Annotated in this window: 18 protein-coding genes and 1 pseudogene; 9 read left to right on the top strand and 10 right to left on the bottom strand. The window is 71.9% G+C overall.

Annotated elements, in window-relative coordinates; translation table 11 throughout:
* Positions 1-141 precede the first annotated feature (141 nt).
* The gene (locus GEV28_RS38595; protein ID WP_291418696.1) at positions 142-927 is read right to left on the bottom strand and encodes an amidohydrolase family protein; all 786 of its coding nucleotides are present in this window, start codon (positions 925-927) and stop codon (positions 142-144) included.
* A 151-nt stretch (positions 928-1,078) separates the two neighbouring features.
* Between GEV28_RS38595 and GEV28_RS38590 the strand changes: the two genes are divergently transcribed.
* Both GEV28_RS38590 and GEV28_RS38585 read left to right on the top strand, forming a co-directional pair.
* Complete coding sequence (locus GEV28_RS38590) at positions 1,079-2,353, top strand: glycosyltransferase (RefSeq protein WP_291418690.1); 1,275 nt, start codon at positions 1,079-1,081, stop codon at positions 2,351-2,353.
* 126 nt (positions 2,354-2,479) lie between these two features.
* Entirely contained in the window at positions 2,480-2,749 is a 270-nt protein-coding gene (locus GEV28_RS38585) for a hypothetical protein (protein WP_291418688.1), read from the top strand.
* Position 2,750: 1 nt separating this feature from the next.
* Here GEV28_RS38585 and GEV28_RS38580 read toward each other — a convergent pair whose 3' ends face one another.
* Positions 2,751-2,876: a hypothetical protein gene (locus tag GEV28_RS38580; RefSeq protein ID WP_291418686.1), complete on the bottom strand. Its 126-nt coding sequence runs from the start codon at positions 2,874-2,876 to the stop codon at positions 2,751-2,753.
* A gap of 97 nt (positions 2,877-2,973) precedes the next feature.
* Positions 2,974-3,852, bottom strand: a complete 879-nt coding sequence (locus GEV28_RS38575) for an SDR family NAD(P)-dependent oxidoreductase (protein ID WP_291418684.1) — start codon at positions 3,850-3,852, stop codon at positions 2,974-2,976.
* A 41-nt stretch (positions 3,853-3,893) separates the two neighbouring features.
* Between GEV28_RS38575 and GEV28_RS38570 the strand changes: the two genes are divergently transcribed.
* On the top strand, positions 3,894-4,340 hold the full coding sequence (locus GEV28_RS38570; RefSeq protein ID WP_291418682.1) for a MarR family winged helix-turn-helix transcriptional regulator: 447 nt from the start codon (positions 3,894-3,896) through the stop codon (positions 4,338-4,340).
* 42 nt (positions 4,341-4,382) lie between these two features.
* Here the strand turns inward: GEV28_RS38570 and GEV28_RS38565 are convergent, their stop codons facing one another.
* Together GEV28_RS38565 and GEV28_RS38560 are read right to left on the bottom strand one after the other, a co-directional pair.
* Positions 4,383-5,096 carry a DUF6882 domain-containing protein gene (locus GEV28_RS38565; protein WP_291418680.1) on the bottom strand — a complete coding sequence of 238 codons (714 nt, stop codon included), beginning with the start codon at positions 5,094-5,096 and terminating at the stop codon, positions 4,383-4,385.
* Between the two features lie 9 nt (positions 5,097-5,105).
* A complete protein-coding gene (locus tag GEV28_RS38560) occupies positions 5,106-5,630 on the bottom strand; it encodes a MarR family winged helix-turn-helix transcriptional regulator (protein WP_291418678.1) in 525 nt (174 codons plus the stop codon).
* Between GEV28_RS38560 and GEV28_RS38555 the strand changes: the two are divergent.
* The 3 genes and pseudogenes from GEV28_RS38555 to GEV28_RS38545 form a co-directional block, all read left to right on the top strand.
* A pseudogene (locus GEV28_RS38555) lies at positions 5,518-5,985 on the top strand (MFS transporter); the annotation flags it as partial. The gene GEV28_RS38560 and the pseudogene GEV28_RS38555 sit on opposite strands and share 113 nt — an antisense overlap.
* Before the next feature lie 100 nt (positions 5,986-6,085).
* Positions 6,086-6,517, top strand: coding sequence for a hypothetical protein (locus GEV28_RS38550; RefSeq protein ID WP_291418699.1), 432 nt, complete (start codon positions 6,086-6,088; stop codon positions 6,515-6,517).
* Entirely contained in the window at positions 6,514-6,981 is a 468-nt protein-coding gene (locus GEV28_RS38545; protein ID WP_291418694.1) for a hypothetical protein, read from the top strand. The genes GEV28_RS38550 and GEV28_RS38545 overlap by 4 nt, the downstream gene beginning before the upstream one ends.
* A gap of 35 nt (positions 6,982-7,016) precedes the next feature.
* On the opposite strand, the gene GEV28_RS38540 is transcribed toward GEV28_RS38545, so the two are convergent.
* Complete coding sequence (locus tag GEV28_RS38540; protein WP_291418676.1) at positions 7,017-7,319, bottom strand: hypothetical protein; 303 nt, start codon at positions 7,317-7,319, stop codon at positions 7,017-7,019.
* Positions 7,316-8,680 (bottom strand): MFS transporter, encoded by a 1,365-nt coding sequence (locus GEV28_RS38535; RefSeq protein WP_291418674.1) that lies wholly within the window; start codon positions 8,678-8,680, stop codon positions 7,316-7,318. Before GEV28_RS38535 ends, GEV28_RS38540 begins: the two co-directional genes overlap by 4 nt.
* Positions 8,681-8,698: 18 nt before the next feature.
* Here GEV28_RS38535 and GEV28_RS38530 point away from each other — a divergent pair, with 18 nt between their 5' ends.
* Together GEV28_RS38530 and GEV28_RS38525 are read left to right on the top strand one after the other, a co-directional pair.
* Positions 8,699-9,649 carry a sigma-70 family RNA polymerase sigma factor gene (locus GEV28_RS38530; RefSeq protein ID WP_367115278.1) on the top strand — a complete coding sequence of 317 codons (951 nt, stop codon included), beginning with the start codon at positions 8,699-8,701 and terminating at the stop codon, positions 9,647-9,649.
* A 10-nt stretch (positions 9,650-9,659) separates the two neighbouring features.
* The gene (locus GEV28_RS38525) at positions 9,660-10,286 is read left to right on the top strand and encodes a phosphatase PAP2 family protein (RefSeq protein ID WP_291418672.1); all 627 of its coding nucleotides are present in this window, start codon (positions 9,660-9,662) and stop codon (positions 10,284-10,286) included.
* Here the strand turns inward: GEV28_RS38525 and GEV28_RS38520 are convergent.
* Genes GEV28_RS38520 through GEV28_RS38510 form a run of 3 tightly spaced genes read right to left on the bottom strand, consistent with a single transcriptional unit; the run spans position 10,264 to position 12,916 of the window.
* On the bottom strand, positions 10,264-10,806 hold the full coding sequence (locus GEV28_RS38520) for a carboxymuconolactone decarboxylase family protein (protein WP_291418670.1): 543 nt from the start codon (positions 10,804-10,806) through the stop codon (positions 10,264-10,266). The two genes, GEV28_RS38525 and GEV28_RS38520, sit on opposite strands and share 23 nt — an antisense overlap.
* 33 nt (positions 10,807-10,839) lie before the next feature.
* A complete protein-coding gene (locus GEV28_RS38515; RefSeq protein ID WP_291418668.1) occupies positions 10,840-12,057 on the bottom strand; it encodes an MFS transporter in 1,218 nt (405 codons plus the stop codon).
* Between the two features lie 13 nt (positions 12,058-12,070).
* Positions 12,071-12,916 carry an EamA family transporter gene (locus GEV28_RS38510; RefSeq protein WP_291418666.1) on the bottom strand — a complete coding sequence of 282 codons (846 nt, stop codon included), beginning with the start codon at positions 12,914-12,916 and terminating at the stop codon, positions 12,071-12,073.
* Between the two features lie 64 nt (positions 12,917-12,980).
* On the opposite strand from GEV28_RS38510, the gene GEV28_RS38505 reads away from it, so the two are divergent.
* Positions 12,981-13,463, top strand: a complete 483-nt coding sequence (locus tag GEV28_RS38505; protein ID WP_291418664.1) for an Lrp/AsnC family transcriptional regulator — start codon at positions 12,981-12,983, stop codon at positions 13,461-13,463.
* Positions 13,464-13,683: the final 220 nt, after the last annotated feature.

Raw genomic sequence — 13,683 nt, 5'->3', positions numbered from 1 at the left:
TCCGGCGGGAACGCCGCAGTCAGCACCCCGACCCCGACCAGATCCGGCAACCGAACCTGCGTACCCACCTTGACCTGCTGTCCCACTCTCGCCACAACCAAGATCATAACCCCACAGCACCTAAGTTAGCGGCATTGGGCGTCAGGCCGGCCAGGACCAGCAGCTCGAGCTCGCGGTGCATGCTCTCCCCGTGGACCGGGGCGACCGGGTTCGCGTCCGTCCCCGCGAGCAGCGGCACGCCCGCCTCGCGCATGGCGCGGGTGGCGACCATCGCGGCGGCGAGACTGTTGGGGCCACCGGGTTCGCCGCGAGCAGGCCGTCGAGGTGGACGAGCGTCGTGGCCACGAACACGCCCTGCGCGGCGATCCGCGCCGCCAGCGAGGCGGCGGCCGGCTCGTCCGCGTCGGAGAACACGTGGGCCAGCCCGTCGACACCCGCGTCCAGCGCGATCGTGGTGGCGCCCGCGTCGGCGACGTGCGCGATCACCTTCAGGTTCGCGGCATGTGCGGCCTCGACCAAGGCCGCGACGACGGCCGGGCCGAGCACCGGCAGGTCGCCGCCGGTCGCCGCGCCGTCGTCGATCACGACCTTGAGGTAGTCGGCCCCGTCGACCAGCCGAGCGTCCACGAAGGCCGCCGCGTCGCGCGGGTCGCTGATCGTCTCGAACGGACCGTAGGCGTCGCCGAGGCTCTCCCGGGTCGCCTCGTCGCCGGCCAGCAGCTGGGTCGGGTGCCCGCCGGGCGGGGTGGCCAGGATGCTGGCGCTGCGCAGGTCCGCGATGTCGTCCCGGTCGGCGGCCGGCTTGCGCTGCCGGGCCAGGTTCGCCGGCAGGCAGAACATGTCCAGCTCGGTGGTCACCCCGTGTCGCAGTGCCCGCGCGAGGCTGCCGTCGAACACGTGCGTGTGCGCGTCGATCAGGCCGGGCAGCAGGGTTCTGCCGGTGCCGTCAACCTTGATTCGATACTCCGAATATATGTCGTCTAACTATCTCGTGTCAAAGTAGTCGTGGACCGTAACGCGTCACCGTGTCCTGCCGACGACTGTTTCGGCTGTACAACAGATGTGAAGCGGAGTCCCGATGTCGTCGTATCTCGTGTGCAGTGTCCCGATCCACGGTCATGTCACGCCGTTGCTGGAGGTCGCCCGCCACCTGGTCGGCAGGGGCGATCGGGTGCGGTTCCTCACCGGCGCGCGCTACCGCGAGAAGGTCGAGGCGACCGGCGCGACGTTCCTGCCGCTGCCGCGCGAGGCCGAGTACGACGACAGCGACATCGACGCGTCGTTCCCCGGTCGGGTCGGCCGGACCGGTCCGGCGGGGATCCGGTACGACCTCTGCACGATCTTCATCGCGCCGGCGGGTGCGCAGCTGGCCGCCGTCGACGCGGCGATCGAGGACGAGCCGGTCGACGCGATGCTGGCGGAGACCCTGTTCGTCGCGGCCGCCGCGATGCTCAGCAGGCCGCGGGCGCAGCGGCCGCGGGTGGTCAACCTCGGCATCGTCCCGCTGGCGACCAGGCATCGCGACGTGGCGCCGATGGGCCTGGGCATCCCGCCGATGCGGGGCCCGCTCGGCCGGGTGCGCAACGCCGTCCTGACGATGACGGCCAACCGGCTCGTGTTCGCGCCCGTTCAGCGGGTGTCGGAGCGGGTGTTCCTCGAGGCGACCGGGCGGCCGCCGGGCGGGCTGGTGATGGACTGGCCGAGCCGCGCGGACGCGGTCGTGCAGTTCACCGTGCCCGGCTTCGAGTACCCGCGGCCGGGGATGCCGGACACGGTGCACCTGGTCGGTCCGATGAGCAGGGGCGTGGTGTCGAACCTGCCGGTTCCGTCGTGGTGGGCGGACCTCGACGGGGCGCACCCGATCGTCCACGTCACCCAGGGCACGGTCGCGAACCGGGACTACGGCCAGCTGATCCGCCCGACGATCGAGGGCCTGGCGGGCGACGACGTCCTGGTCGTGGTCAGCACCGGCGGCCGCGATGTGTCCACTCTGGACTTCCCGCTCCCGCCCAACGTCCGGGTGGCCCCGTACCTGCCCTACGACAAGCTCCTGCCGCGCACGGACGTGATGGTCTCCAACGGCGGCTACGGCGGCGTCCACCACGCGATGGAGCACGGCGTGCCGCTGGTGGTGGCGGGGAAGACCGAGGACAAGACGGAGGTCAACGCCCGGGTCGGCTGGTCCGGCGTCGGCATCAACCTGAACACCAACCGCCCCGACCCGGTCACGCTCGCCCGCGCGGTCCGCGAGGTCCTGGCCGACCCGAGCTACCGCACCGCGAGCGCGCGGATCGGCGCGGAGATCGCCAGGTCCCCTGGCCTGGACGGCCTGGTGAAAGTCGTGGCCGGCTAAGGGTTGTCCGGCTGGATGGCCTCCGGTTGGAGGTCGGTGTGCTCGTCGCGCCGGGCCGGGCGGCGTTCGTGGCCGTCGGGCCCGGCCAGCAACCTGGCGCTCGGCGCGTAGGCGGCGATCCAGCCGGTGTTCCTGGTCCGCGACCCGCAGGTCGGGGTCGCGACCTACGGGCTCCTGCTCGGCGTGGCCGCGATCGGTGGCATCGCCGGGTCGGCCCTGTCAGCCCGCATCGGCCGGCTCGCCGGCGGGGCCCGCTACCCCTGGGTCGCGGCCCTCGCCGCCGGTGCCTGCTTCCTGCTCGTCCCGCTGACCGGTCCGGGACCTCGGCTCGCGTTTTCGTCGCAGGCGCGTTCGGCACGAGCTTCGCCCTCGCCGGTGCGGGTGTCGCCGCGGTGACCTACCGGCAGGTGACGTGCCCGCCGGAGCTGCTCGGCCGGGTGACCCCGACGACGCGGCTGTTCGTGTTGGGCACCATGCCGGTCGGCGGGTTCGCCGGCGGCGCGTGCGCGCAGTGGCTGGGCACGCGCCCGACACTGGAAGTCCTTACCGGCCAACAAGTCCGGGGCAACGTCCGAGCGGAGTTGGTCCATGGTGCAGTCGCGGAAGGGGACATCGACGGGTCAGGTCAGCTCTTCGCTTGACGCGAGGTCGCGCTGCGTCAGGAGGTCACCGCTGAGACCCCACAGCTTCCGCGCGATGGCCGGGTCTTGGGAGAGCGGACTCGGCTTCGCCGGGCGGCTGTTGGCGAAATAGCCGCCGGTGGTCGTCGCGATCTCGGGTGCGGTGGCCAGGTATACCGGCGTTCTGGCGGCCTTCGCGGGGGACGCCTGGAAGGGACGCGTGAGTTTGAGGAACAGCCAGAACGGTCCCGTGGTGTGCCGGCCGAGGTTGGTACGCACGAACCCCGGGTCCGCTGCGTTGGCCGTCACACCGGTGCCGTGAAGGCGTCGCGCGAACTCGGCCACGAAGAGCACTGTGAGCAGTTTCCTCGTCGAGTATGTCCGGATGTGACGGAAGTCCGTGCCGGCGGACAACGCGTCCAGGTCAAGGTGCTTGATATGGGCGTGGTTCGACGATGACAGGACGACGATCCGCGCGGGCGCGGAGTCGGTGAGCAGCGGTAGCAGCAGGTGCGTCAGAAGGAATCCGGAGAGGTAGTTCGTGGCGAAGTTGGTTTCGAACCCGTCCGGGGTGAGTTGACGACGAGTCCGAACCTCGCCGGCGTTGAGGACGAGGCCATCTAGGCGGGTGGTGTGCTGCCGCACCTGCCCGGCCAGCGATCGCACCTGCTTCATGTCCGACAGGTCCGCGGCCACGACCTCCAGCTCGGCCCCCGGCGTCCGTGACCTGATCGCGGATGCGGCGGCATGACCGCTGCCAGTGGACCGGGCGCCGAGCAGGACGCGAGCGCCATGGGCGGCGAGATCCGCGGCGACGGCGTGGCCCACACCGCTGGTGGCTCCGGTCACCAGAAGGACCGGCTTTTGTTCATGACTCATGTTTGTCATGTGGCATGTATACCATGGTCTATGGTGATCTCATGAAGGGCCAGCACGACGATCAGCTCTCGTTCGAGACCGGGACCGGCTACCTGCTTGCCCGGCTCGGCTCGCTGGCCGAGCGAAGCTGGATCGGCATACTGCGTCGCCACAACCTGACACCGACCCAGCACGCGGTCCTGCTGGCACTGCGCGAACGCGGCACCCTGGGACAGCAGGCCCTCAGCCGCCTCATCGCCGTCGATCCCAGAAACGTGGTGCCCATCCTCGACGGCCTGGTGGACCAGCAACTGATCGACCGCCACATCGACCCGTCGGACCGGCGACGACGCGTCATCAACCTCACCGAGACGGGCCGATCAGCGGCCAACGATCTGGCGAAGTCAGCGACGGACATCGAAACCGACTTCCTCCACGGTCTCGCCCCCGCCGACCGAACCGAACTCAACCGGCTACTCCGGGCGCTGCACGCCTCGCTGACTCCGTGACCGCGAGCACGTCGCCGTCAGCTAACCGTCGGCAGACTCGTTCTACGCCTGCTGGCCCAGCTGCGAGGACATGGCGACGACGAGCCCCTGCCCGTTGAACCGGACGGCGACGTCCAAACCGGGCCCGACGATCTGGAGCCGCGTGCCGTCCGCGGAGAACGTGGCGCCGAGCCCGCGGCGCACCGCGTAGCTGTGGAACGCCCGCCGGTGGTCGGTGAGCGCCAGGTCCGTCAGTGACTGCTGGAGCACCCGCTGCACCCGGGCCGGCTCGGGTGGCGGCAGCCGGAAGTCGGGGTGGTCGATGAGCACGGCCACCCGGGTGCCGCCGCCGACCTCGCCGTTGTAGGAGGTCCAGACGTTGCTCACGGCCTTGGCCGCCTCGGTGATCACGCTCAGGACCTGGTGCGGCTCGGTCGGCGCGCCGGGGAAGTCCTGGAACGCCGTTTCGGGTTCGGCGAGCTCGGGGATCCCGTGCTGGCGCCCGAAGTCGCGCACGAACTCGGCGAGCCCGAGGATCGGCGCGGGGTAGTCGGCGACCGTGTTGGCCCAGCTCCACAGCCACGAACCGGGGCCTGGGGCGGCGCTGCCGAGCACGTGGAACCGCGTGCAGCGGCGGTTGACCGCGCCGGTGAACTCGAAGGTCTGCGCCTTGAAGTCGGCGTACCAGGAGTGCTCGCCGAGCGTGTCGGCGAGGTGCAGCTGGTGCTCGAACGAGTACAGCGCGGCGTCGTCGAGCAGCTCCGTGAGGGTTGGCACGAGCGGACCCTACTTGCCGCCGGCCGGGTGTGTCCCGTCTTCGGCGGACAACACCTTGCGCAGCAGCGTGACCAACGTGTCGCGCTCCTCTTCGGACAGTACATGCAGGAACCGCGCCTGGGTCCGCTCGGCGACGCCGGCCAGCTTGCGCTGCAACGACTTTCCGGCCGGGGTGAGCGCCACCCGCTGGCGCCTGCGGTCGTCCGGGTCGCGCTCGCGGCGCACGAGGTCGCGCCGTTCCACGTCGTCGAGGTAGCCGACCAGGTGGCTGCGGTTGAGGTCGAGCCGGTCGGCGAGCTCGGCCGGCTCGGTGACATGTTCGGCAGGCGCCGGGTGCTGCTCGTGTGCCTGGCGGTGTCGGCGGCCGGCACGCTGCTCGCCGCGCTCGCCGGCTCGCTCGGTGTGCTCATCGGCGCGGGCCGTGCAGGGCGTCGGCGCCGCGACGTTCCCGCTCGCGTTCGGCCTCGTGCGCGACGGGTTCCCGCGCGAGCGGGTGCCGGTCGCGATCGGCTGGATCAGCTCGACGTTCGGCATCGGGTTCGGGGTCGGCCTGGTGCTGCCCGGGCTGATCGTCGACGCGCTGAGCTGGCGGTGGATCTTCTGGTTGATGCTCGCGGTGCTCGTGATCGGCGTCGGCGCGGTGTGGGCGTTCGTCCGCGAGACGCAGGTGCGTGCCGCGCGGCGGCTGGACTGGGCGGGGGCGGTCCTGCTCACCGGTGGGCTCGTCGCGCTGCTGCTGGCGATCGGGCAGCGGTTCTGGTCGCCGCCCGGGCTCTTCGCCGTGGCGGTCGTGTTGCTCGGGTCGTTCTGGGTCGTCGAGTCGCGGCTGGCCGCGCCGCTGATCGACGTCGCGCTGCTGCGCAGGCGGTCGGTGCTGAGCTCGCACGGCACCGCGTTGATCGTCGGGTTCGGCATGTACGGCGCGTTCACGCTGGTGCCGCTGCTCGTGGAGACGCCGTCACGGCTGGGCTACGGGGTTCGACGCGACGGTGACCGACGCGGGCCTGTTCATCATCCCGATGGCGGTGACCATGCTGTTCGCGAGCCCGCTCGCCGGGCGGCTCGGCGCGCTCGGGTTCGTGGTGCTCGCGGTCGCGCACGACTCGCCGTGGCCGGTCTACGTCGCCAACGGCGTGCTCGGCATCGGGGTCGGCCTGGCGTTCGCGTCGCTGGCGAACCTGGTGGTGTCCGCGGTGGAGCCGGCCCAGACGGGCGAGGCGACGGGCATCAACACGATCATGCGCACGATCGGCGGCACGCTGGGCGCCCAGATCGCGTCGACGATCGTCGCGTCGTCGGCGGGAGGGTCCGGCTACCCGACCGCGTTCTGGCTGTCGGCGGCCGCATTGGGCGTGGCGGCGCTGTCCGCGCTCGCCGGGCCTTCCGCACGGCCGCGGACTGCGGTAGAGATACCGGCATGACCGACTCCCCGGCCGGCTCCTCGGCCAACCGCCGGTTCGCGCTGCACTACGTCGAGATGGTCGTGGCGATGCTGGTCGGGATGGCGGTGTTCGCGCCGCTGTGGACCTGGGCGTTCGATGCCTTCGACGCCGCGGCCACGCTGGACCGCGATGACGTGATGGCGATGTCGATGGCCACCAACATGGTCATCGGGATGTCGCTGTGGATGTGGTTCCGCGGCCACACCGCGGCGCCGGTCGTCGAGATGGCGGTCGCGATGTACCTGCCGTTCGCGGTGCTGCTCGTGCCGCTGTGGCTGGGCGTGATCTCCGTGGTGTTCCTCATGGTCGCCGGGCACGTGCTCATGCTGGGCACGATGCTGCTGGCGATGCTGCGCCGCCGCGAGGAGTACAGCTGCCACCACCACAACAGGTGGCCGCGCCGCGAGGAGTCCGAGCCCGTGCCGGAGAGCAACGCCGGATAGCGCGCTCTCCGGCCCGGCCCGGCCCGGCCCGGCGCTCAGGCGAGGAACCCGTACGAACCGACCACAGTGGACTCCACGCGCTCCGGCGGGACGGCCGCGCGCTCGCCCACGCCCTCGGTGAACTGGGTGAACGCGGTCAGGTCGCCGAGCGAGGCGCCGCCTTCCTCGGAGATCACGAGGTGCGTGAACGACACGCCGTCGGCGAGCCGGAAGACCATGTACCGCAAGCCTTCCGGAGCCTTCTCGGCGAGCTCGGCGAACACCGCCTCGACGAGCTTCTGGTTCTCCTCGGCCTTCTCCGGATGCGTCCGGTACCGGATGATGTCGACCGTACTCATCGCACACTCCTTTGCTGGACAACCGATCGAGCGAACAGGACACCGGCGGCCACCCCGGCCGCCGCGAGCGGTACGAGCCAGCCCGCGGTGCCGGCGAGCGCCCTCGCCGACCCGGCCGCGGTCGGGCTCGCCCCGGACAAGGACAGGAACAGCCCGCCGAACCCGGCGACGCCGATCACCTGCCCGAGCTGCATGGTGGTGGTGAGCACGCCGCTCGCGTCCGCGGCGAGCTCGCGCGGCACGCCCGCGAGCGACTGGGCCACCAGAGGGCTGGCCGACGCGCCCATCCCGGCGCCCCACACCACCAGCGCCACCCACATGCCGTGCCCGGGATCGGTTGCCAGCTGGGTGAACGCGACCGCGCACAGCCCCAGCCCGAGCGCCGGCAGCGCCCGCCACCAGTAGCCGACCGCGCCGAACACCGCCGCCATCGGCGCGAACGTGAGCCCGGTCCGCAGCGGGCTCACGCCGAGCCCGGCCTGCAGGTGCAGGGTGAGCACGAACAGCAGGCCGCCGTAGGTGACCTGCATGCAGATCAGCGTGCCGACTCCGGCCGCGACGCCGCGGGCACGCAGCACCGCGAAGCTCAGCAGCGGGTCCCGGACCCGGCGCTCCACCACCACGAACAACCCGGCGAGCACAGCGCCGAGGGCCAGCGCGCCGACCGTCCACGGTGGCCAGCCGAGCTGGCGGCCGAGCACGAGCGGGAGCACGACGAGGAACACCGCCGGCACCGCGACCGCGAGCCTGGCGAGGTCGAGCCTGCGCGTGCCGCGCGGCTCGTCGGCCGGCACCAGCCGCGGCACGAGAATCGCGAGCAGCACGCCGATCGGCACGTTCACCAGGAACACCGCGCGCCAGCCGAGCCCGCCGAGGTCCGCCTCGACCAGCACGCCGCCCGCGCCCAGCCCGGCCACCGCGCCCACCGACAGCACCGCGCCGTACGCGCTCACCGCCCGGGCTCGCGCGGGCCCGGCGAACCGGGTCTGGATGACGCTCATGATCTGCGGCACCATCACCGCGGCCGCGGCACCCTGCACGAACCGGAAGGCGACCAGCGCCGCGCCGTTCGGGGCGAGCCCGCAGGCCAGCGAGGCGAGCGTGAACCCGACCGCACCCGCGAGGTAGCAGCGGCGCAGGCCGTAGAGGTCGCCGAGCCGGGCGCCGGTGATCAGCAGCATCGCGTAGCTCGCGGTGTAGCCGCCGACGACGAGCTGCAGCTGGGCGCCGCTGGCCGGCAGGTCGGTGCCGATGGTCGGGGTGGCGACGTTGACGATCGTGACGTCGAGCAAGGCCATGAACTGGCCGAGCAGCAGAACGGGAAGCATGGCGTATGTACTCGGGCCGCCGGCGAAACTCATCGGTCTACAGTCGGTGAGGTGCTGACGGAGTTCACGAGCGCAACGGATCAGTACCGGCGGGAGCTGGTGACGTACTGCTACCGGGTGCTCGGCTCGGTGCACGACGCCGAGGACGTGGTGCAGGAGACGCTGTTGCGGGCGTGGCGGTCCTACGCCGACTACGACCCGGCGCGGTCCGCGCTGCGGACGTGGCTCTACCGGATCGCCACCAACGTCTGCCTCACGGCGCTGGACAAGCGCGGCCGCCGGCCGATGCCATCCGGTCTCGGCGGGCCGAGCGAGGACCCTTTGTCCCCTTTGGACGGTTCGACGGAGGTCCCGTGGCTGCAGCCGTTCCCGACGGACCCCGCCGCGGTGGTCTCGTCGCGGACCGGCATGCGGTTGGCGCTGATCGCGGCGCTGCAGCACCTGCCCGCGCGGCAGCGGGTGGTGCTGATCCTGCGGGACGTGCTGGCGTGGCGGGCCGCGGAGGTGGCCGAGTTCCTGGACACGAGCGTGGCGTCGGTCAACAGCGCGCTGCAGCGGGCCCGGTCCTCGCTCGCCGCGGTCGGCCTGGCGGAGGACGCGGTGACCGAGCCGACCTCGCCCGCCCAGCGCTCGTTCCTCGAGCGCTACGCGTCGGCCTTCGCGCGAGCCGACGTAGACGCCCTGGTGGCGACGCTGCACGAGGACGTCGTGCTGGAGATGCCGCCGTTCGCCACATGGTTCGCCGGCCGGCCGCTCGTGGCCCGCTTCCTGCCGACGATCTTCGAGCCGGGTACCCGCCTGATGGTGTCGGTGCATGCCAACGGCCAGCAGGGTTTCGCGACCTACCTGCGCTCCGACGGGGCGTATCACGCGCACGCCATCCACGTGCCGACCGTGACCGACGCCGGGATCACGTCGATGCTGGTGTTCCTGTCGGCGGACCTGTTCCCTTCCTTCGGACTGCCGCTCACCCGGCCGGCCGAGCAGGTCGCGCGCGCCTAGCGTGGGGCTCATGCCCGCGGTACGAGTCGCGCTGGTCGGGGTGCTGGCCCTGGCGGCCGTCGCCCTGACTGTGACGGTCGGCCGGCTGGTCACGCTCGACACGACGTGGCGCACATGGCTGATCGACCGGCGCTCGCCGCCCCTGACCGCGGTGATGACCGGCATCACGACGGTCGGCAGCACGCCGGTCCTGGTCGCCGTCGCGATCGGGATCTCGGTGTGGCGCCTCGCCGGCCACCACCCCCGCGAGGCGCTGCTGGTCGGCGGCACGACCGCCGGTGCGGTGGTGCTCGGCCCGCTGCTGAAGAGCGTGGTGGAACGGTCCCGCCCGGGGGACGCGCACCTGGTGCTGGTGAACAGCTGGGCGTACCCGTCGGGCCACTCGCTGACGTCGACCGCGGTGATCGGCGTGCTGACCGCGCTCGCGTTCCGCCGGCCGGCCGCGGGCCGGCGCCGAACCGCCACGGTCACGGCCGGCGCGGCGCTCGTGGTCGCGGTCGGCATCAGCCGCGTCTACCTGGGAGTCCACTGGCCGACGGACGTCCTCGCCGGCTGGCTGATCGGCGCCTCCTGGCTGGCGGTCTGCCTGCTCATGTTCAGCACGAGCGGCCCGGTCAGGCGTGGTAGCCCTCGGTGATGATGCGTTGCGCGGCCTGCGCGTACCGGGCCGGGTCGGCGGGGGCCAGCGTGGCCAGCCCGTCCACGTAGCGGTTGTACATGCAGAACGCCGCCGCGATCAGGACCGTGTCGTGGACCTCCAGGTCGGTCGCGCCCTCCGCGCGGGCGGCCTCGATCAGCTCGCTCGTGACCTTGCGGCCGTCCTCGCGGACCGCGCCCGCGATCCGTAACAGGGCGCGCAGCTTGGCCGACACCGGCGCGGCGTCGAGGTTCGCGCGGACCTGGTCCACGAGCGGCATGCCCTCGTCGAGCTGGGCGGCGGCGAACGCGGAGTGCGACGAGCAGCAGAAAGTGCACTCGTTCAACCCCGACACGTACGCGGCGATCAGCTCGCGCTCGCCGGCGGGCAGCGGGTGCGGTCCGCGCAGCAGCACCTCCGCCAGCTCGTTCAGTGGCTTCGCGGTCTCCGGCCGGTACCGCATCGGGCCGTTGATGCCGGGGAGCTGGGTCTCGTCGACGCCGAGGTCGATGTGGGCCATGGCCCGAAACCTAGCGATGACACCGGCGTCGGGCTACCGCCGGATTGCCGACAACGACGACCGGAACAACCGCAGCAACGGCAACGTCAGCAGGCTCAGCACCGCCAGCAGAAGGAATGCCGGCCCCGGATGGGCGACCAGCACGCCGACGACCGCCGCCAGCACCAGGCCGCCCAGGTTGCCGGTCAGCCAGATCAGCCCGGTCGCGGTGCCCTCGGCCCGCCCGGAGCGCCGCTCGGTCAGCTCCAGCACGATCGGCAGCGCCGGCAGCAACGCGAACCCGAGCGCGATCACCGCGACGAACCCCACCGTCACACCCGGGACCACCGCCAGCGCCACGCACGCGAGCGCGGTGACCAGCAACGCCACCCCCATCACCCGGACCTCGACCCGATGCCGGCTCGCGAGCACCGGCACGATCGCGCACCCGACCACCCCGGCGACCACGTTCGCGACGAGGATCAGCCCGGCCGTCGACTCCGACACCCCGGCCGGTTCGAGCAACGGCTGCGCGAACGTCGTGAGCGACACGAACACCCCGAACGGAACGAACACCAGGGCGCACAACCGCCGGATCACCGGGTCCCGCAACGCTTCCCGCACCGCCCCGAACCCGGCCGACGCGGGCTCGCCACCCGCCGCCGGTTCACCGACCGACCCGCCACCGGCCGGCGAGGATCCGGCACCGACCAGGGCCAGGTCCGGCGCCGGCTTGCGCATCGCCGCCAGCACCGCGACCGCGACGGCCACCGCCAGGCCCGCCTGTACCAGGAGCAGCGAGCGGATCCCGTCGGGCGACGCGAACACGGCGCCCAGGCCGAAGCCGACGATCAGCCCGGCGAACGTGCTCGCCGAGCCGATCGCGATGCCCGTCGGCCGGTCGGCGGGCGGCAGGTACCGCGACGCCACCCCGGTGATCGCGTTCAGCACCAGCGGCTGCGCGACCCCGACCACGAGCTGGCCGAACAGCGCCCACCCGTAGCCGTCGCCCAGGCGCAGCAACGCGCCGACCGCCGTCAGCACCGCACCCAGACCGAGACCGCCGCGGAACCAGCGGTCCAGCACCATGCCGGCGGGGATCGCCAGCAGCACGTAGAGCAACGGGAAGACGTTCGCCAGCCAGCCGATCGCGCTGTCCGACACGCCGTACAGCGACGATGCCGCGTCGGTCACCGGCGCGAAGGTCACCCAGAGGACCTGCGTCACCGCGCCGAGCAGCGCGAACACCACGATCACCGACCAGCGCGCCATGCCGACCGCCCTTCTATCGGGCGTCAGCGTATTCCCGTTGATCTCGGTGCACCGCCACCCCGGCCACGACGAGCGCGACGCCGACGATCTCGAACGCCGTCGGCACCTGGGCCAGTACCAGCACGCCGATCACCGTCGCGGTCGCCGGCAGCAGCGCCACCATCAGCGCGTAGGTCCCGCGCGACAGCCTGGCCATCGCCAGCTGGTCGCACACGTAGGGGATCACCGACGACGACACGCCGACGCCGACCGCGGCCAGCACCGTCCACAGTGATCCGAACGCCGGCAGCGCGTCACCGAAGCCGATCGGCGCGGCGACCACCGACGCGATCAGCATCGCCAGCGCCAGCCCGTCGATCCCGCGCACCTGCGCGACCCGGTGCCCCAACACGATGTACAGCGCGAACAGCACCGCGTTGGCCGCCGCGAACACGAACCCCAGCGGCTCGGCCACCAGCCGCACGTCGCTCAGCAGGTACACCCCGGCGACCGCCAGCAGCAGCGCGGCCGCGTTGCGACCCGTCCGGGTGCCGAGCGCGGCCAGCGCGATCACCGGCAGGAACTCGACCGCCGCGACGGTCCCCCGCGGCAGCCGGTCGATCGCCAGGTAGAAGCAGCTGTTCATCAGCGCCAGCACCGCGCCCCACGCGATGAGCAGCCACCGGGTCGACCGGTCCAGGAACCGCCACACCCGCCACGGCCTGCGCCACACCGCGAAGATCACGGCGGCGGACGCGATCCGCAGCCAGGCCACGCCGAGCACGTCGACCCGGGTGAACAGCAGCACCGCGAACGCGGGCCCGAGATAGTGGAACACCGCGCTGACCAGGAAGTACGCGTGTGGTGGTACTCGCTTCACAACCCGTTATTCTCGAAGGCCGGACCACGTAAGCACATGAGCAAGCAAAGGCAGAGACACGGAAGTGCCTTCGAACAGAGCACCCAGACCGCCCAACGGCGAACCGAACGGCACCCTCGACGAGACCAACCGGCGCATCCTGCGGACGCTGGCCGACAACCCCAGGCTCAGCACCGCGGAGCTCGCCCGCACGGTCGGCATGTCCGCGCCCGCGGTCCGCGAACGGGTCGGCCGGCTCGAGCGCGCCGGCGTCATCCGCGGCTACCGGCTCGACATCGACCCGGCCGCGATCGGGCTGCCGGTCACCGCGTGGGTGCGCATCCGCCCCGGCCCCGGCCAGCTCCCCAAGATCGCCGAGCTCGCCAGGAGGACCCCGCGGGTCAGCGAGTGCCACCGCATCTCCGGTGAGGACTGCTTCCTGCTCAAGGTGCACGTGCCGACCATCGAGGACCTCGAGGGCGTGCTCGACGCGTTCCTCCTCTTCGGACAGACGACCAGCTCGTTCGTGGTCTCGACGCCCGTCGAGCCGCGCCCGGTGGGCATCTGAGCCGCGTTGGGTCGGGTGTGCGAGAACACCAGCCCGGTCGCCGCCGATAAGCAACCAATGGTTGCGCGATGGCGGGTGGTCGGCTAGCCGGGTATTCCGCACATGGGGGTTGATCAACTCGAGTTGGTTGTCGGGTGCGGTACTTGATCATCTTAGGGTGGTGGGGTCGACGCCGAGTAGATCCAGGAGCCGGGCCTGAAGTGGTGAGGGTTGGGGGATG

The sequence above is a fragment of the Actinophytocola sp. genome, assembly GCF_009379765.1.
Taxonomy (GTDB): domain Bacteria; phylum Actinomycetota; class Actinomycetes; order Mycobacteriales; family Pseudonocardiaceae; genus Actinophytocola.
The sequence above is the reverse complement of the archived record's forward strand: the minus strand, read 5'-3'. Positions and strand labels throughout refer to the sequence as shown.